Genomic DNA, 16,503 nt, shown 5'->3' with positions numbered 1-16,503 from the left:
GGGCGTCTCCTTGCTGGCCGGGCGGGCGTGCCCGGTCGATAAATCGCGGCTGCGGTAACATGGAGGCCCCGCTTTTGAAAGCCTCCTTTTGAAAGCTCCGAACTGCGCGCTATCTCCGGCGCATGAACACCGCCCCCCTGCTGATCTTCGGCGCGGGCGCCATCGGCACCGCCATGGCCCACGCCGCCCTCGCCCGCCCCAATGCACCGCCCGTGCATGTCGTCACCCGCGGCGCGGCGCCAGAAGGCTGCACGCCCCACCAGATCGACCCCGGCGACGAGGCCGCCCTCGAAACACTCGCCCAGACCCTCCCCGAAATCTCCGGCCTCCTGATCACCACCGGCACCCTGCACACCGCAGGCTATGCCCCCGAGAAAACCCTCAAAGCGCTCGATTCCGCCGCCATGGCCGAGATCTACCGCGTCAACACGATCCTCCCCGCCACGATCCTCAAGCACTTCCTCCCCCGCCTGCCCCGCAAGGCCCCCGCCTTCGCCGCCGCCCTCTCCGCTCGCGTCGGCTCGATCTCCGACAACGCGCTTGGCGGCTGGGTCAGCTACCGCGCCTCAAAGGCCGCCCTGAATCAGGTGATCCGCACCTTCTCTGTCGAACTGGCGCGCACCCACCCCGAGGCCCGCCTCCTCGGCCTGCACCCGGGCACGGTCGCCACCCCGCTCTCCGCGCCCTACCGCGCCAACGCCCCCCGCGTCTTCACCCCCGCCGAAAGCGCCGCCCACCTCTGGCGCGTGGTCGAAACCACAACACCGGAGGACTCCGGCAAGCTCTTCGCCTGGGATGGTCAGGAGATCGCCCCGTAGGGTGGGCAATCTGCCCACCACCCCAACCGCATCCCCTATTTCCCCCGGCCTCCAAGCCTGCTACCTCGCCCCCCATGCTGCGCATTTCCGATATATCCTTCGCCATGGAGGGCCGCCCGCTCTTCGAGCACGCCTCCGCCGCAATCCCCGAAGGCCACAAGGTTGGCCTCGTCGGGCGCAACGGCACGGGCAAAACCACGCTCTTCCGGCTGATCCGGGGCGAGCTGGCGCTTGAGGGCGGCGATATCTCCCTGCCCAGCCGCGCCCGCATCGGCGGCGTGGCGCAGGAAGCCCCCGCCACTGACGACTCGCTCATCACCACCGTGCTCGCCGCCGATCTGGAGCGCGCCGCGCTGATGGAAGAGGCCGAAACCGCGACCGACCCCCACCGCATTGCCGAGGTGCAAACCCGGCTGGCCGATATCGACGCATGGTCCGCCGAGGCCCGCGCCGCCTCGATCCTCTCCGGCCTCGGCTTTTCCCACGCCGACCAGCAGCGCCCCTGCGCCGATTTCTCCGGCGGCTGGCGGATGCGTGTGGCCCTCGCCGCCGTGCTCTTCTCCCAGCCCGACCTGCTGCTGCTCGACGAGCCGACCAACTACCTCGACCTCGAAGGCGCGCTCTGGCTCGAAGCCTACCTTGCGAAATACCCGCACACCGTCATCGTCATCTCCCACGACCGCGGCCTGCTCAACCGCGCCGTTGGCGGCATCCTCCACCTCGAAGACCGCAAGCTGACCTTCTACCAAGGCAACTACGACAGCTTCGCCGAAACCCGCGCGGCGCGCCTCGCCGTGGCCGATGCCGAGAACCGCAAGCAGGAGGCCCGCCGCGCGCATCTGCAAAGTTTCGTCGACCGCTTCCGCGCCAAGGCTTCCAAGGCGGTGCAGGCCCAGTCGCGCATCAAGATGCTGGCCCGCCTGAAGCCGATCAGCACCCCGCAGGAAGCCGCGCTGAAGGCCTTCTCCTTCCCCGAGCCGGAGGAACTGTCGCCGCCCATCATCAACATGGAAGGCGCCGCCGTGGGCTATGACGGCACGCCCGTCCTGCAGCGCCTCTCCCTGCGCATCGACCAGGATGACCGGATCGCCCTCCTAGGCCGAAATGGGCAGGGAAAGTCCACTCTTTCCAAGCTCTTGGCAGGCAAACTTGAAGCGCTCTCCGGGCGGATGATCTCGGCCCGCAAGCTGCGCATCGGCTACTTCGCCCAGCACCAGCTAGATGAGCTGCGCCCCGAAGAAACCCCGCTGGAGCACCTGCGCCGTATGAAGCCCGATGAGCTCCCCGGCAAGCACCGCGCCCGCCTCGCCGGCTTTGGCGTGATGGCCGCGCAGGCCGAAACCCCGGTGGGCAAACTCTCGGGCGGACAAAAGGCGCGTCTATCGCTCCTCGTGGCCACGCTGGAGGCGCCCCACATCCTCATCCTCGACGAGCCCACCAACCACCTCGACATGGAAAGCCGCGAAGCGCTGGTGGAGGCGCTGACCGCCTATACTGGCGCAGTGGTTCTGGTGAGCCACGACATGCACCTGCTCTCCCACGTGGCAGACCGACTCTGGCTGGTCGATGGCGGCACGGTCAAACCCTTCGAGCAGGATCTGGAAGCCTACCGCCGCCTGCTGCTCGCCGCGCCCGAGAAGCCCGCCAAAGACAAGCCCAAGGCGCAAAAACGCACCAGCCAGGCCGATATTCAGGCGCTGAAATCTGAGTTAAAGAAGGCCGAGGCCCGCGTCACAAAGCTCGAAGACATGCGCGACAAGCTCGCCTCCAAGCTCGCGGACACCGAGCTTTACGACGAGTCCCGCAAGAACGAGCTGGCGACCTGGAACGCGAAATACGCCGAGGTGATGCAAGCGCTGGAGCGGGCCGAGGCCATCTGGCTTTCAGTCTCCGAAAAGCTGGAAACGGCCCAGACCCCCGCCTGATGCACCGCCTGAAGTTTTCACGGCAACACCCTGATAAATATTCTAAATCCGGCCCCGCAACGGAGCAGGCGAAACGAAAAAGGGCGCCCGAAGGCGCCCTTTCCCTCATCCGGTCAGACCGTTCAGGCGAGCTGAAGGTTCGAAGCGGATTCGCGGCCGTCACGGCCGGATTCGATGTCGAAGGTGACTTTCTGGTTGTCGGCAAGCGACGTCAGGCCAGCACGCTCAACAGCGGAAATGTGGACGAAAACGTCCTTGCCGCCGGATTCGGGTGCAATAAAGCCAAAGCCTTTAGTGGTGTTGAACCATTTCACGGTGCCATTAGCCATCGTGAGATCTCCTTTAGTTTTCAACCTGTTCGCGGAAGTGCAACAGCGTGGCGCGGTCGGCCGGTATCGAAATCGCTGTAGTCCGGTAGGGAAAGCAGGGGGATCGACTTGGGTAACTTAGCCCGGTCCGTCTGACAGAATGCAACACCCCTGTATATAGCCAAATTCGATCGCCACAGGTTGAGCAGGCGTTTTGTCGCGCACCCAGTCAACGAAAAAGGCCCGCACCAATCGGCGCGGGCCTTGTTGTGTGCGCCGAAGCGTCGATCAGCCTCAGAGGCCGAGCGCCTCTTTCACCTTGCCCAGTGCGCCCGCAAGGGCTTCCGGGTTGTCCTTGGCCGCTTCCACGGCCTTGACCAGTGCGGTCTTCTGGAAGTCGCCAAGATCGGAGCCTTCGATCATCTCGGTCACCTTTTCGAGGTCAAAGCCCTCTGCGGTGAGCGCGGTGAGGTCCATCGCCTCGCCAGCAGCCTCTTCGGTGGCCTCACCAGCGGTCTCTGCCATTTCCTCGGTGGCGGCTTCCGCGCCTTCAGCACTGGCGCTGGCAGCGGCCTCTTCGGTGGCGTCAACCGCTTCCGCAGCTTCGTCCATGGCCTCGGAGGCCGCTTCCATCGACTCGGAGGCCGCTTCCATTGCTTCGCCCGCAGCTTCGGTGGCGCCTTCGTCGGCAGCCTCAACCGCATCGGCGGCCTGCTCCATCGCGGCATCGGCGGAGTCGCCCGCAGCTTCCACGGCGGTGGCGGTGTCTTCGACCATCTCTTCAGCGGTCTCAGCAGTCGCGTCGGCAGCGGCGTCAGCCATGCCCTCAGCCGCGTCCATCGCCTCACCGGCAGCTTCTTCGGCAGTCTCGGTCACAGCCTCAGCGGCCTCAACCGTCTCTTCCACAACGGTTTCGACAGCCTCTTCCACCGCGTTGCCCGCCTCTTCAGCGGCCTCCTCAGCCTCTTCAGTCGGCTCCTCGGTGGCCTCAGCGGCCTCCTCGGTTTCTTCGGCCATCTCTTCCGTGGCCTCCGCAGCCTCTTCGGTGCTCTCCTCGGTGGCCTCGGCAGCCTCCTCGGTCATCTCTTCGCCCGCAGCTTCGGCTTCGGTCTCGGCAGACGCAGCCGCTTCGGTGGTTTCGGGGGCGGCCTCCTCATCGGAGCTCGTGGCGTAGATGTATCCGCCAATGGCCAGCGCGGCTACAACAACGCCGCCGATCATCTTGTTGTCCATAACAATTTTCCTTGTCCCGCAATCGCCTCGCAAGAGGCCCGCCCCACCTTAATCCACCTGATCGGGGAATGGAATGCGCGATTGCGGCACTGCGGCAAAGCCAGCGCTGCTCCGCCGCATCGGCCCGGCCCGGCGTCTTATCCCACCGCCACCTCGCAATCCGCTTGAACCGCGCTGGCCGCGGGTCTATTTTGCCGCCCATTCGACCCAAGGCTGAAACAGGAGACATCCCATAGCTCGCAGACCCCACAACGCCCCTCCGGTGCGTGATACAGGCCCCCGCGTGAACGAGCGCATCACGGCCAGTGAAATCCGGCTCATTGGACACGAAGGACAGAACGTGGGCGTTGTTTCGCCCCAGCGCGCGATGGAACTCGCCGATCAGGTCGGTCTGGACCTCGTCGAGATTTCCCCCAACGCCACCCCGCCCGTCTGCAAGATCATGGATTTCGGCAAATTCAAGTACGAAACCCAGAAGAAAGAGGCCGAGGCGCGCAAGAATCAGAAGGTCATTGAGGTGAAGGAGGTGAAGTTCCGCCCCAACACCGATACCCACGATTATGACGTGAAGATGCGCAACGTCTTCAAGTTTCTCGGCAATGGCGACAAGGTGAAGGTCACCCTGCGCTTCCGTGGCCGCGAAATGGCGCACCAGGATGTGGGCCGCAGCCTGCTTCAGCGGGTGGCCGAAGACGTGAAGGACATTGGCAAAGTCGAGTCGATGCCCAAGATGGAAGGCCGCCAGATGGTCATGATGATCAACCCGCTGCCAAAATAAGCCCGGCTCCGCCGGACCATCAGCAAGATGACGACAGGGCGGCGCAGGCCGCCCTTTTTCATGCCCGGCCCGCCATCGCACGCCAACCGGCTGCAGGCCGGAATGCAATTCGGTGACTGCCTAGACTATCGGGCATGCCCAACGCCCAGCCGGTATTCCACGCCGCGTAAGCCGCGCGCGCTACCCCCGCCGCTCGCGCGGTTGCGGCCGGATCGGAATTTCCTTCAGCAATCCGCCCACGCCCATCGCGGCAAACTCATCCGGCCCCGGGATCATTCCGCAAGCCACCCGCTCCAGTACCCAATCCGCACCGTTCAGCGCAGGCGAGCGGGCGCAGCCGGGCAGGCCGATCACCGGCATGTCACCCAGCGCGCCCAGAAACAGCAGGTTGCCCGGGTCCACCGGCATGCCAAAGCGGTCAACCCGGCCCCCGGCCCGGCGCAGCGCCTCGGGGGCTACGTCATGGGCGTCCGAGGTGGCCGAGCCGGTGAGGATCAGCGCCAGATCGGCTTTGGTCCCTTGCAGCGCATCGGCCACCGCGCCCGGCGCATGGGGCACCACCTCAACCGCCGTCACCGCAATCCCCAGCGCGTCCAGCCGCCCAACCACCGCAGCGCGGCCTTTTTCCGTGACGCTGGGCTTTTGCCCCGGCACCTCGGTCAGCACCACCGCCGCGCGGGCCAGCACCACGGGAGCCACCCGCATCGCGCCCCCCGCCACCACCAGCGCCGCCTCCAGCGCCGCGCCCGGCACCGCATAGGGGATCACTTTCACCGTGCCTGTCAGCAACCCCTTGGTCACCCGGGTGAAGGGCGCGAGCGTGGCCAGCGTCAGCCCCGGGTCCACCGCGTTGATCGCCCGAACCTTCGCCGCATCCACCAGCAGCACGCCGGGGCCCGTGGCCTTGAAGTTCACCCTTCCGGTATGCGGCGGCGTCACCGTCAGCCCCGCCTCGCTCGGCTCGGGCACCGCCGCGCGGGCCAGCGCCTGCGCCGCCGCGTCCTCGGCCACATCACCCGGCTCCAGCCGCGCCACCACAACCTCCGAAAGCCCCGCGTCCTCAAGCGCCGCCACGGCCTCGGCGTCCAGCACCGCGCCCTTCTTCAATATTCGGCCCCCCGCGCGCTGCGAATGCGCCAGCACCGCACCCTCCGCCTCGCGTAGCGGCACCGGGCCAAACCTCATTTGCGCCCCCTGAGCACCTCGGTCACCTGCGCCAGCACAGCCACCGCAATCTCCGCCGGGCTCTTGGCGCCAATGTTCAGCCCCACCGGCGCATGGATGCGGGCGAGATCGGCCTCGCTTACGCCCGCCGCGCTCAGCCGCTCCACCCTCTTGGCATGGGTCCGGGTGGAGCCTAGACAACCGAGGTAAAAGCAGTCCGAGGCCAGCGCCGCCGCAATCGCCGGATCGTCGATCTTCGGGTCATGGGTCAGCGTCACCACCGCCGTGCGCGCATCCAGCCCCCAGCCTTCCAGCGCCTCATCTGGCCAGTCATGGCTGATCGTGGTGCCGGAAAACCGCTCTGGCGTGGCAAAGGCCTCGCGCGGATCGACCAGAAACGGGTCATACCCCGCCATTTGCGCCATCGGCACGAGGAACTGCGCGATATGCACCGCTCCCACCACCGCCATCCTGAGCGGCGGGTTGTGGATGCTGACAAAGGTCTTGCCATCCTCCTCAAACCCAGATCGGTCGGCGCGGAACCGCTCGGCAAAGCCCTCCGGCCCCACCACCCGGCTGCCCCAGCTTTCGGTATCCACCACATAGGCCACCGGCTGGCGGGCCATGATTGCGCCCACCACCTCGGCCAGCGCCGCCTCGCTCATGCCAGCACCGATCGGCTGCAACAAGATCCGGATCGTCCCGCCGCAGGCCAGCCCAACGCCGAAGGCCTCGTCATCGCTCACCCCATAGGTCAGCAACCGGCTCTCGCCGCGCTCCAGCGCCTCGAAGGCCTCGGCCACCACCGCGCCCTCGACACAGCCGCCCGAAACCGAGCCCTCAAGCGCTCCGGCCCCCGAAATCGCCAGATGCGAGCCAACGGGCCGGGGGGCCGAACCCCATGTCTCCACCACGGTCGCCAGCACAGCGCCCTTGCCCGCGCGATGCCAATCGAGTGCAACAGCAGGAATGTTGTCGGAAATCTCAGCCATCTTAAGGCCCTCCTCGCCGGCAGAACCTAGCACGCACACCGCAAATGTCTCGCCCACCTTGGTCGCATTCCGTAGCGGGCAAACCCGTCAGCCCCGCAAACGCGCAGCATAGCCAATGCCGGGCCAATGCAGGCCCCAGCTCAGCCCATCCAGCTTGCCTTGCGCTTGTCGAAAAACGCCGTGATCCCCTCCTGCGCCTCCGCGCTTTCCCAACGGGTCACCAAGGCCTCCACACTGGCCTCCACCGCCTCGAACGAGGGCGCAGCGCCCAGACGCAGCGCCAGTGCCTTGGCCTCCGCCACCGCCCCGGGGGCACAGTCCAGATAGGGCGCAACATGCCGCTCCACCGCCGCATCCAGCTCGCCCTCTGCCACCACCTCGGCCACAACGCCCAAAGTAGCTGCCTCTTGCGCACCGAAGATCCGCGCACTCATGAAGACCCGCCGCGCCATCGCCTCGCCCATCCGTGCCAGCACATAGGGCCCGATGGTCGCCGGGATCAGCCCAAGGCGGGTTTCGGTAAAGCCAAACTTCGCCCCCTCCGCCGCAATCGCCACATCGCAAACGCAGGCCATGCCAACGCCGCCGCCAAAGGCATTGCCGTGGATGCGCCCGATCACCGGCTTGGGGCAGGCATTCACCGCGCCCAGCATCTCCGCCAGCCGCCACGCCTCCGAGGCCCTCGTCTCGCCATCCGCCGCCATCTGCTCCTGCATCCAGCCCAGATCACCGCCCGCGCAAAAGCTCTTTCCCTCGCCAGACAGCACCACGACGCGCACGGCGTCATCGGCCCCCAGCCGCTCGATTCCGGCATGCACCTCGTCGATCAGGTCTGCCGAGAGCGCATTGTGCTTCTCCGCCCGTGCCAGCCAAAACGTGGCCACGCCCCGCTCATCCACCTCGATCCGCGTCAGGCTCATGCCCCGCCCTCCCGCATCGCCCGCGCCATCTGCGCCGCCTCGGCGATCACAGCCATATCCAACCCCGTCTCATAGCCCAATGCCGCCAGCCGGGCCGCCACCGCCTCGGTCGCCACATTGCCTGCAGCGCCGGGTGCATAAGGGCAGCCGCCCAAACCGTCGACGGCAGCATCGAAGACCCGCAGCCCCCGCGCCAGCGCCACCTCGATGTTCTCCAGCGCCCGCCCCCCGGTGTCATGAAAGTGCCCGGCCAGCCGCTCTTCCGGCACCTCGCCCAGCACAGCGGCCAGCATCGCATCCACCCGCTCTGGCGCGCCGCGCCCCAATGTCTCGCCGAGGCTCACCTCGGCGCAGCCCATCTGAGCCAGCGCCCCGGCCACCCGGGCCACCGCTTCGGGCGCAACCTCGCCCTCAAACGGGCAGTCTGTCACCACCGAAACATAGCCCCGCACCGGCACCCCGTCAGCCTTCGCGGCCGCCATCACCGGCGCAAAGCGCTCCAGGCTTTCGTCGATCGAACAGTTCAGGTTGGCACGGCTAAAGCCCTCGGTGGCCGCAGCAAACACCGCCACCCCGTCGCAGTGCGCCGCGCGCGCGGCCTCATAGCCCTTCAGGTTCGGCGTCAGTGCCCAGTAGCTCACCCGCTCGGCGCGCGCGATGCCCGCCATCACCTCGCCCGACGAGGACATCTGCGGCACCCATTTCGGGCTGACGAAGCTCGCCGCCTCGATCCGGTCAAAGCCCGCACGGCTGAGGCAATCCACCAGAGCCACCTTCTCGGCCACCCCGATCACGGCTTTCTCGTTCTGCAAGCCATCCCTCGGGCCAACCTCGAATATCTCCACCTTCACCACGGCGCATAAAACTCCTGCTTGTAAAGCAAATCCACCCCCTCCGGCGGCAAGGACGCCTGAAAGGCCGGGCGTTCCTCCATCCGCGCCCACCACGCGCTGAGCGCCGGAAACGCATCCAGCCGGGCAAAGCGCCGGCCCATGTAAATCGCCTGTCCCACCGCCACATCGGCGGCCGAAAATCCGCTGTCCAGCAGGTAGGCCCGCCCCTGCAGCCGCGCCTCCAGCACCTCCAAACACTTGCCCAGCCGCGCCGCCTCCAGCTTCATCACCACCGGGCTGCGCATCTCGTCATCGTAAAGCATGATGTGCTGCTGAGTCAGCGCGGCGAGATGCTGGCTGACGGTCTCGGCAAAATGCAGCCAGATCAGCCAATCCGCCCGCTCCGCCTGCCCCGACGCGCGCCCCAATCCGGCCTTGGCAAAGCGCTCGCAGAGCAACTCGATGATCGCGCCGGATTCCCACCAGACCTCGCCCTCAATCTCCAGCGCCGGCACCCGCCCCGCCGGGTTGAGCGCAAGGTAATCTTCCGAGCGCAGCGATTTGTCAAAAGGATGAACAACAAGCTCAAACTCCACCCCCAGCTCATGCAGCAGCCACAGCACCCGCATCGAGCGTGTCTCGTGGCAGTGATGCAGCCGGATCATGCGGCTCGCTCCCCGCGAAGACGCCTCAAAGGGCGGATGAGCGGCGCGCTCATGCCTCTGCCTCGATCCGCACAATCAGCGCGCCCGCCTCAAGCTGGTCTCCCGCCGCCACCGCAAGCTCGGCCACCACGCCATCATGGGGCGCGCGCATCACATGCTCCATCTTCATCGCCTCCATCACCGCCAGCCGGTCTCCCGCCTGCACCGTCTCGCCTGCCCGCACATGCAGGCTGCGCACCACACCGGGCATCGGCGCGATAATGGCCCCTTCGCCCGCCGCCTCTGCGCCCACTTCCAGCGGATCGGGCAGCGCAAACACCATCGGCTCGGCGCCAAACACCTGCACCTCACCGCCAATAACCTCGGCCCGCGCCTTCATGCTGCGCCCGTCGATGCGCCATCCCTCCGGTGCCCGCTCGGCCCGCATCTCGACCCCGCCGATCTCCACGCCATAGGCCCCGCCGCCCAGCGCCGAGATCCGGCCCTCCACCGGCTCCGCACCCCGCAGCAGTGTCACCGGCCAACTCAACGGCGCCCAAAGCGCAAACCCCTCGCCCGGCCCGCCCTCATTGAGCCCAAGTGCCGCCAGCGCGGCCAGCGCCAGAAGCTCCGGCTCTGTGCAGGGCGCGGTCAGCGCCTCAAGGTCACGGGCGATCAGCCCCGTCTCCACATCCCCGGCGCGAAAGCCCGCGTGGTCGATCAGCTGCCCGAGAAATCCAAGGTTGGTAACAACCCCGGCCACCTCCGTCGCCGCCAGCCCCTCGGCCAGCGCCGCGCGGGCCTCGGCACGGGTGGCACCATGGCTGGTGAGCTTGGCAATCATCGGGTCATAATGCGGGCTGATCACATCACCTTCGCGCACGCCCGTGTCCACCCGCCCGGGGCCAAAGCGCAGGTGCTTCAGCCGCCCTGTGGCGGGCAAGAAGCCCGCGGGCACATCCTCGGCATAGAGCCGCGCCTCCATCGCATGGCCACGGATCGTCAGATCCTCCTGCGCGCAGGGCAAGGGCTCGCCCGCCGCCACCCTCAGCTGCCATTCCACCAGATCGACCCCGGTGATCTCTTCGCTCACCGGATGCTCCACCTGCAATCGCGTGTTCATCTCCATGAACCAAAAGCCATCGGGCCTCAGCCCGCCTGAACCGTCGACGATAAACTCAACCGTCCCCGCGCCCTTGTAGCCAATCGCCTCCGCCGCCCGCACCGCCGCGCCGCCCATCGCCGCGCGCACATCTTCGGTCATCCCCGGCGCGGGCGCCTCCTCAATCACCTTCTGGTGCCGCCGCTGCAGAGAGCAATCCCGCTCAAACAGATGAACAGCCCGCTGCCCGTCGCCGAACACCTGCACCTCGATATGGCGCGGATGCTCGATGAACTTCTCGATCAGCACATCGCCGTTGCCAAAGGCCCCCAGCGCCTCCACCCGGGCCGATTCCAGCGCGTCCTCAAACGCCTCCGCCCGCTCCACCAGCCGCATGCCGCGCCCGCCACCGCCTGCCACGGCCTTGATCAGCACCGGATAGCCGATCAGCGCCGCCTCGGCCTCCAGCCGCCCCGGATCCTGCTCCGCGCCATGGTAGCCGGGCACCACTGGCACCCCCGCCGCCTCCATCCGCGCCTTCGCGGCATCCTTCAGCCCCATCGCGCGGATCGCCTCTGCGCTAGGCCCGATGAACGTGACGCCTGCCTTTTCCAGCGCGACCACGAACTCCGGGTTCTCGCTGAGGAAACCATAGCCCGGATGCACCGCCTGCGCGCCGGTTTCCAAGGCGGCCCCCACCACCTTGCCAATGTCGAGATAGCTCAAACCGCTCGCCGCAGGCCCGATGCAAACAGCCTCATCCGCCATGGCCACATGCCGGGCATCAGCATCGGCCTCCGAGTAGACAGCCACCACCTTCACCCCCAGCCTGCGGCAGGTGTCGATCACCCTGCAGGCAATCTCGCCCCTGTTGGCGATCAGGATCTTGTCAAACATCCGCATCCTCCTCCCCGGCTTCGCTCAGAAACCGGTGGCGATAGATGAAATTCGGCCTCGCGCCGGTGAGCAGATAAAATCCCACCACCACAGCCGCCACGGCCTCTGCCAAGGCCCAAAGCTGGCCGCCCCACGCGCCTTTCATGCCGGTGGCAAAATCAACAAGGATCATCCCGCAAGCCGTCACCCCGAGCCATCCGCCGGGCGGCAGCCGAAAGAAGATCGCGGCGGCAGCCAGCAGCAGCACGATCACCTCCAGCGGCATCCAGAACCCGCCGAAAACGAAGGTCCAAAGCACCAGCCGCCATGCGGCCATCCCCATGAAGAACAGCGTCGCCGCGTAGAGCGGCAGGTTCAGCCGCCCCTGCGGATGCGCCTCCACCATCGCCCGGCTCACATGCACCCAGCGCTGCCCGCTCACCGGGTCGCGGCGGCCTGTTACAAAGCGGCCTTCCTCTGGCATTCCCTTCATCTCGCACCCCTCACATCCGGAAGACGCCAAAGCGCGTCTCCTCAATGGGCGCGTTCAACGCCGCCCGCAGGCTGAGCGCAAGCACATCGCGGCTCTTCCTCGGGTCGATGATCCCATCATCCCAAAGCCGCGCAGAGGCATAAAGCGGGTCCGACTGCTCCTCGAACTGGTCAAGCACCGGCTGCTTGAAGGCCGCCTCCTCATCGTCGCTCCAACTCCCGCCGCCCCGCTCGATGGCATCGCGTTTCACCGTGGCCAGCACCCCCGCCGCCTGCGCCCCGCCCATCACCGAGATGCGGCTGGTCGGCCATGTCCAGAGGAACCGCGGCGAATAGGCCCGCCCGGCCATGCCATAGTTGCCCGCCCCAAAGGAGCCGCCCACCAGCAGGGTGATCTTGGGCACGCTCGTCGTCGCCACCGCCGTCACCATCTTGGCCCCGTGCCGCGCGATCCCCTCGTTCTCATATTTCTTGCCCACCATGAAGCCGGTGATGTTCTGCAGGAAAACCAAAGGGATACGCCGCTGCGAGCACAGCTCAACGAAATGCGCGCCCTTCACCGCGCTCTCGCTGAAGAGCACGCCGTTGTTGGCAATGATCCCGCAGGCCATGCCCTCCACATGGGCAAAGCCGCACACCAATGTTTCGCCAAAGCGCGGCTTGAACTCGTCAAACCGCGAGCCGTCCACCACCCGCGCGATCACCTCGCGAATGTCCCACGGCTGGCGCGGGTCGGCAGGCACCACGCCCAAAATCTCCTCCGGGTCATAAAGCGGCGCCTCCCCCGTAGGGTGGGCAATCTGCCCACCACCCGAGCCGCCTAGCGACGCAACCGCATCCCGCGCCAGCGCCAGCGCATGGGCATCGTCCTCCGCCAGCATATCCGCCACGCCGGAGAGCCGCGTGTGCACATCGCCGCCCCCAAGCTCCTCGGCAGAAACAACCTCCCCCGTCGCCGCCTTCACCAAGGGCGGACCGGCCAGAAAGATCGTGCCCTGCTCCTTCACGATGATCGACACATCCGACATCGCCGGCACATAGGCCCCGCCCGCCGTGCAACTGCCCATCACCACCGCGATCTGCGCGATCCCCTTCGCGCTCATCTGCGCCTGGTTGTAAAATATCCGGCCAAAATGGTCGCGATCCGGAAACACCTCATCCTGGTTCGGCAGGTTCGCCCCGCCGCTGTCCACCAGATAAACGCAAGGCAAGCGGCACTGTTCTGCAATCTCCTGCGCCCGCAGGTGCTTCTTCACCGACATCGGATAATAAGTGCCGCCCTTCACCGTGGCGTCATTGGCCAGCACCATCACATCGCGGCCCTTCACCCGACCGACACCGGCGATCATCCCCGCCGCAGGGGCATCGCCGCCATACATCCCATGCGCCGCCGTCGCGCCCACCTCCAGAAAGGGCGAGCCCGGGTCGAGCAGCCCCGCCACCCGGTCGCGCGGCAGCATCTTGCCCCGGCTCTCATGGCGCGCGCGCGACTTTTCTCCACCGCCCAGCGCCGCCGCCTCTGCTGCCTCCCGCGCGCGGGCCAGCGCCGCCTCCGAGGCCGCGCGATTGGCCGCAAACTCCTCGGATTTCACCGATATCTTCGACTGCAACTTCATGCCTTCTCCCCGGCCTCCGCTTCCGGCGCAGGCAACAGCCGCCGGTGCATTAGCCACCGCAGCTTGAAACCATAACGCGCCGCTCGCGCCACATCCGTCTGAAAACTCGCGTTCACGCCCGCGCCAATCGCCGCGCCTGCCAGCGGCACCACCTGTGCCGCCTTGCGCTTGAGCAGATCGGTGCCAAGGCCCCGCGCGACCCGGTCGATCACCTTGTCGACCACCCAATCCGCGCCCTTCTCCAGCACATAGCGCACCTCGGGGGCCTGCAACTCCTTGGCGAGCTGGTTGACCTTGCCAAGGCTCTCCTTGCGCCCCTCCAGCCCGCGCACTGTGGCGAGCTCCAGCACCATCAGGCGAAACACGAGCTCTTCCTCGCCCTCCCCCTCAAAGCCATAGGCCTGCCCGGTGGCTCGCACCGTCCGGGCGGCAAGGCTGATCGTCGCCGGAATATCCAGCGTCATCCCAAGCCCGCCAAACCAGCCCGCCGCCCCGCCAGAAGCCGCACCAGAACCCGCCGCCCAGCCCTGCACCCGCAGCGCGGTGGCATCGCAGGCGGCCAGATCATCGGTATCATGGCTGGCGGCGGGCAAGGTCAGCCCAGCGCCCCTGTCGGCGAGCACCAAAGCCCGGCGCAACACGCCAGACGGCACAACGCGGCGCAACAAGCCCCCAAGAGGCGCCGTCGCCTTCTCGGCCCCGCGCCCCATACGGCTGTAGCGCTTTTTCTCATATTTCTCCTGCTCCGCCAGTGCAGCGGCCAAGGCCGCCTCAAACCGGCGGTCACGGTCTGGAAGATCGCCCTTCTCGCTCACATGTTCCCCGCTTGCACCTGAAGCCACAGCGCCTGCCGCCCGGTCTCCTGCATCAGGCAGCTCAGCATCGCCGGCCCCTGCCCCGTGCCGCCGCTCCACTGCGACCGGACAAACTCGCACTTGGCGTCCCGAAAGGTGATCCACGCCCGCTGCATCCCCCGCAGCGTCTCCTCCGCCGAGAGTAAACCGTTCTCCGCCGTCGCCATATCCACGTCAAACGCCTTCGCCCGCGCCATGGCCTCCTTGTAATGCTGGTTCAGCCGCCCGTCCCAATACTGCCACTCGGCATCGAGGCACCCGTTCATCCCCACGGTGCTCTGCCCGCCCTCGGAGTTCTCCATACAGGCATTCGCCGCCCAGCCGATGCACTGCTCGCGCTCCGAAAGCTCGGGCCGCTGATCCTCGCACTCCTCCGCGATCAACGGATCGAAAGACAGCTCCTGCGCCGCCGCCGGGCCAGCCATCACCAGCAAAATCGCCATCCACCTCATTTCGCGGCTTCCTTGCGTGCCCCGATCAAAGCCTCGCCCGCCGCTCGCGCCTTGCAGGCCGGGTCTGGCAAGCCACCCGAGCAGGCCGCCTCGGCCCGCGCCATCATCGCCTCGGCAAGGTGCACCATGCAGCCCTCGTAATTGCCCGCGTTCAGGCATTCGCCCAACGCGGCCTCCACGCAAGACCGATCATCGCCGCCCGCCTCTAGGCAGGCGTCCAGCCGCGCAATAATCGCGTCATAGGTGCCGGGCTGCTTGGTCATCATCTGCGCCTCCAATCCCGTGGCCATCAGCAAGAGCGCCAGCGCCGCCCTCATACCGCGCCCATCAACTCACGCCCCACCAGCATCCGCCGGATCTCGCTGGTGCCAGCGCCGATCTCCATCAGCTTGGCATCGCGAAACAGCCGCGCCACCGGCGCATCGGCCATGAAGCCCGCGCCACCCATCGCCTGCACCGCTTGATGCGCCTGCACCATCGCCTGCTCGGAGGCATAAAGGCAGCAGGCCGCCGCATCGGCGCGCGTCACCTCGCCCCGGTCGCAGGCCTTGGCGACCTCGTAAACGTAGGCGCGCGACGAGTTCAGCGCCACATACATGTCGGCAATCTTGCCCTGCATCAGCTGGAACGAGCCAATCGGCTTCCCGAACTGCTTTCGCTCCGCAAGATAGGGCATCACCTCGTCCAGACAGGCAGCAATGATCCCCGGCCCGATCGCCGCCAGCACCACACGCTCATAATCGAGGCCGGACATCAGCACACGCACGCCCCCGCCCTCCTCGCCGAGCACGTTCTCAAACGGCACTTCCACGTCCTCAAACACCAGCTCGGCAGTGTTGGAGCCGCGCATCCCGAGCTTGTCGAAATGCTTGGAGGTGGAGAACCCCACCATCGACTTCTCGATCAGAAACGCCGTGATCCCCTTGCTGCCCGCGTCCGGGTCGGTCTTGGCATAAACCACCAGCGTATCGGCATCCGGCCCGTTGGTGATCCAGTACTTCGTGCCATTCAGGCGGTAATGGTCGTTCCGCTTTTCGGCGCGCAGCTTCATGCTCACCACGTCGCTGCCCGCCCCCGCCTCGCTCATCGCCAGCGCGCCAACATGCTCACCGCTCACCAGCCCCGGCAGATACTTCGCCTTCTGCTCCGGCGAGCCGTTCAGCCGGATCTGGTTCACGCAGAGGTTGGAATGGGCCCCATAGCTGAGAGAGATCGAAGCCGAAGCGCGGGCAATCTCCTCAACCGCCACCGCATGAGCGAGATAGCCCATCCCCGCCCCGCCAAACTCCTCCGGCACCGTGACGCCGAGCAAGCCCAGCTCACCTAGCTCCTGCCAAAGCGCGGCGGGGAACTCATTGGTGGCATCCACCTCAGCGGCGATCGGCCTGATCCGCTCCTGCGCGAAGCGGTGCACCATGTCGCGCAGCGCCTCAACCTCCTCGCCAAGGTCAAATTTCAACTGCCCTGCAAACATCGCCCGCTCCTCCCATTTATTG

Annotated in this window: 17 protein-coding genes; 3 read left to right on the top strand and 14 right to left on the bottom strand. The window is 66.8% G+C overall.

Annotated features, from left to right (window positions below):
* The first annotated feature begins 122 nt into the window (after window positions 1–122).
* Both ACXAG6_RS11270 and ACXAG6_RS11265 read left to right on the top strand, forming a co-directional pair.
* The gene (locus ACXAG6_RS11270) at window positions 123–818 is read left to right on the top strand and encodes an SDR family oxidoreductase (RefSeq protein ID WP_475337622.1); all 696 of its coding nucleotides are present in this window, start codon (window positions 123–125) and stop codon (window positions 816–818) included.
* Window positions 819–892: 74 nt separating this feature from the next.
* Window positions 893–2,743, top strand: coding sequence for an ABC-F family ATP-binding cassette domain-containing protein (locus ACXAG6_RS11265; RefSeq protein WP_140014635.1), 1,851 nt, complete (start codon window positions 893–895; stop codon window positions 2,741–2,743).
* Window positions 2,744–2,865: 122 nt separating this feature from the next.
* Here ACXAG6_RS11265 and ACXAG6_RS11260 read toward each other — a convergent pair whose 3' ends face one another.
* Both ACXAG6_RS11260 and ACXAG6_RS11255 read right to left on the bottom strand, forming a co-directional pair.
* A complete protein-coding gene (locus ACXAG6_RS11260; RefSeq protein ID WP_475337620.1) occupies window positions 2,866–3,072 on the bottom strand; it encodes a cold-shock protein in 207 nt (68 codons plus the stop codon).
* Window positions 3,073–3,345: 273 nt separating this feature from the next.
* Complete coding sequence (locus tag ACXAG6_RS11255; RefSeq protein ID WP_475337619.1) at window positions 3,346–4,284, bottom strand: translation initiation factor 3; 939 nt, start codon at window positions 4,282–4,284, stop codon at window positions 3,346–3,348.
* 283 nt (window positions 4,285–4,567) lie between these two features.
* Between ACXAG6_RS11255 and infC the strand changes: the two genes are divergently transcribed.
* Entirely contained in the window at window positions 4,568–5,062 is a 495-nt protein-coding gene (gene infC, locus ACXAG6_RS11250; protein WP_475337617.1) for a translation initiation factor IF-3, read from the top strand.
* A 180-nt stretch (window positions 5,063–5,242) separates the two neighbouring features.
* Here infC and ACXAG6_RS11245 read toward each other — a convergent pair whose 3' ends face one another.
* The 12 genes from ACXAG6_RS11245 to ACXAG6_RS11190 all read right to left on the bottom strand — a co-directional run bounded on the left by ACXAG6_RS11245 (window position 5,243) and on the right by ACXAG6_RS11190 (window position 16,481).
* Window positions 5,243–6,247, bottom strand: coding sequence for a molybdopterin-binding protein (locus ACXAG6_RS11245; protein ID WP_475337616.1), 1,005 nt, complete (start codon window positions 6,245–6,247; stop codon window positions 5,243–5,245).
* Window positions 6,244–7,218, bottom strand: coding sequence for an XdhC family protein (locus ACXAG6_RS11240; protein ID WP_475337615.1), 975 nt, complete (start codon window positions 7,216–7,218; stop codon window positions 6,244–6,246). The genes ACXAG6_RS11245 and ACXAG6_RS11240 overlap by 4 nt, the downstream gene beginning before the upstream one ends.
* A 140-nt stretch (window positions 7,219–7,358) precedes the next feature.
* A complete protein-coding gene (locus ACXAG6_RS11235; protein ID WP_475337613.1) occupies window positions 7,359–8,138 on the bottom strand; it encodes a crotonase/enoyl-CoA hydratase family protein in 780 nt (259 codons plus the stop codon).
* The gene (locus ACXAG6_RS11230; protein ID WP_475337611.1) at window positions 8,135–8,992 is read right to left on the bottom strand and encodes a hydroxymethylglutaryl-CoA lyase; all 858 of its coding nucleotides are present in this window, start codon (window positions 8,990–8,992) and stop codon (window positions 8,135–8,137) included. The genes ACXAG6_RS11235 and ACXAG6_RS11230 overlap by 4 nt, the downstream gene beginning before the upstream one ends.
* A complete protein-coding gene (locus tag ACXAG6_RS11225; RefSeq protein ID WP_475337610.1) occupies window positions 8,986–9,636 on the bottom strand; it encodes a glutathione S-transferase family protein in 651 nt (216 codons plus the stop codon). Before ACXAG6_RS11225 ends, ACXAG6_RS11230 begins: the two co-directional genes overlap by 7 nt.
* Before the next feature lie 49 nt (window positions 9,637–9,685).
* Window positions 9,686–11,614: an acetyl/propionyl/methylcrotonyl-CoA carboxylase subunit alpha gene (locus ACXAG6_RS11220; RefSeq protein ID WP_475337609.1), complete on the bottom strand. Its 1,929-nt coding sequence runs from the start codon at window positions 11,612–11,614 to the stop codon at window positions 9,686–9,688.
* Entirely contained in the window at window positions 11,607–12,086 is a 480-nt protein-coding gene (locus tag ACXAG6_RS11215; RefSeq protein WP_140014646.1) for a hypothetical protein, read from the bottom strand. The genes ACXAG6_RS11220 and ACXAG6_RS11215 overlap by 8 nt, the downstream gene beginning before the upstream one ends.
* A 10-nt stretch (window positions 12,087–12,096) precedes the next feature.
* Window positions 12,097–13,701 (bottom strand): carboxyl transferase domain-containing protein, encoded by a 1,605-nt coding sequence (locus ACXAG6_RS11210; RefSeq protein WP_475337607.1) that lies wholly within the window; start codon window positions 13,699–13,701, stop codon window positions 12,097–12,099.
* On the bottom strand, window positions 13,698–14,516 hold the full coding sequence (locus tag ACXAG6_RS11205; protein WP_475337605.1) for an EcsC family protein: 819 nt from the start codon (window positions 14,514–14,516) through the stop codon (window positions 13,698–13,700). The genes ACXAG6_RS11210 and ACXAG6_RS11205 overlap by 4 nt, the downstream gene beginning before the upstream one ends.
* Window positions 14,513–15,007, bottom strand: coding sequence for a lysozyme inhibitor LprI family protein (locus tag ACXAG6_RS11200; protein WP_475337604.1), 495 nt, complete (start codon window positions 15,005–15,007; stop codon window positions 14,513–14,515). Before ACXAG6_RS11200 ends, ACXAG6_RS11205 begins: the two co-directional genes overlap by 4 nt.
* Complete coding sequence (locus ACXAG6_RS11195; RefSeq protein ID WP_475337603.1) at window positions 15,004–15,324, bottom strand: hypothetical protein; 321 nt, start codon at window positions 15,322–15,324, stop codon at window positions 15,004–15,006. The genes ACXAG6_RS11200 and ACXAG6_RS11195 overlap by 4 nt, the downstream gene beginning before the upstream one ends.
* The gene (locus tag ACXAG6_RS11190; RefSeq protein ID WP_475337952.1) at window positions 15,321–16,481 is read right to left on the bottom strand and encodes an isovaleryl-CoA dehydrogenase; all 1,161 of its coding nucleotides are present in this window, start codon (window positions 16,479–16,481) and stop codon (window positions 15,321–15,323) included. The genes ACXAG6_RS11195 and ACXAG6_RS11190 overlap by 4 nt, the downstream gene beginning before the upstream one ends.
* Window positions 16,482–16,503: the final 22 nt, after the last annotated feature.

The sequence above is a fragment of the Vannielia sp. ABF1_015 genome (assembly GCF_056160745.1).
The sequence above is the reverse complement of the archived record's forward strand: the minus strand, read 5'-3'. Positions and strand labels throughout refer to the sequence as shown.

Bases quoted from the DNA above. Each gene is read 5' to 3' on its own strand.
- ACXAG6_RS11215 (WP_140014646.1), bottom strand. From the start codon at position 12,086: ATGAAGGGAATGCCAGAGGAAGGCCGCTTTGTAACAGGCCGCCGCGAC.
- ACXAG6_RS11245 (WP_475337616.1), bottom strand. From the start codon at position 6,247: ATGAGGTTTGGCCCGGTGCCGCTACGCGAGGCGGAGGGTGCGGTGCTG.
- ACXAG6_RS11225 (WP_475337610.1), bottom strand. From the start codon at position 9,636: ATGATCCGGCTGCATCACTGCCACGAGACACGCTCGATGCGGGTGCTG.
- ACXAG6_RS11255 (WP_475337619.1), bottom strand. From the start codon at position 4,284: ATGGACAACAAGATGATCGGCGGCGTTGTTGTAGCCGCGCTGGCCATT.
- ACXAG6_RS11200 (WP_475337604.1), bottom strand. From the start codon at position 15,007: ATGAGGTGGATGGCGATTTTGCTGGTGATGGCTGGCCCGGCGGCGGCG.
- ACXAG6_RS11210 (WP_475337607.1), bottom strand. From the start codon at position 13,701: ATGAAGTTGCAGTCGAAGATATCGGTGAAATCCGAGGAGTTTGCGGCC.
- ACXAG6_RS11235 (WP_475337613.1), bottom strand. From the start codon at position 8,138: ATGAGCCTGACGCGGATCGAGGTGGATGAGCGGGGCGTGGCCACGTTT.
- ACXAG6_RS11220 (WP_475337609.1), bottom strand. From the start codon at position 11,614: ATGTTTGACAAGATCCTGATCGCCAACAGGGGCGAGATTGCCTGCAGG.
- ACXAG6_RS11260 (WP_475337620.1), bottom strand. From the start codon at position 3,072: ATGGCTAATGGCACCGTGAAATGGTTCAACACCACTAAAGGCTTTGGC.
- ACXAG6_RS11240 (WP_475337615.1), bottom strand. From the start codon at position 7,218: ATGGCTGAGATTTCCGACAACATTCCTGCTGTTGCACTCGATTGGCAT.
- ACXAG6_RS11270 (WP_475337622.1), top strand. From the start codon at position 123: ATGAACACCGCCCCCCTGCTGATCTTCGGCGCGGGCGCCATCGGCACC.
- ACXAG6_RS11190 (WP_475337952.1), bottom strand. From the start codon at position 16,481: ATGTTTGCAGGGCAGTTGAAATTTGACCTTGGCGAGGAGGTTGAGGCG.
- ACXAG6_RS11195 (WP_475337603.1), bottom strand. From the start codon at position 15,324: ATGAGGGCGGCGCTGGCGCTCTTGCTGATGGCCACGGGATTGGAGGCG.
- ACXAG6_RS11265 (WP_140014635.1), top strand. From the start codon at position 893: ATGCTGCGCATTTCCGATATATCCTTCGCCATGGAGGGCCGCCCGCTC.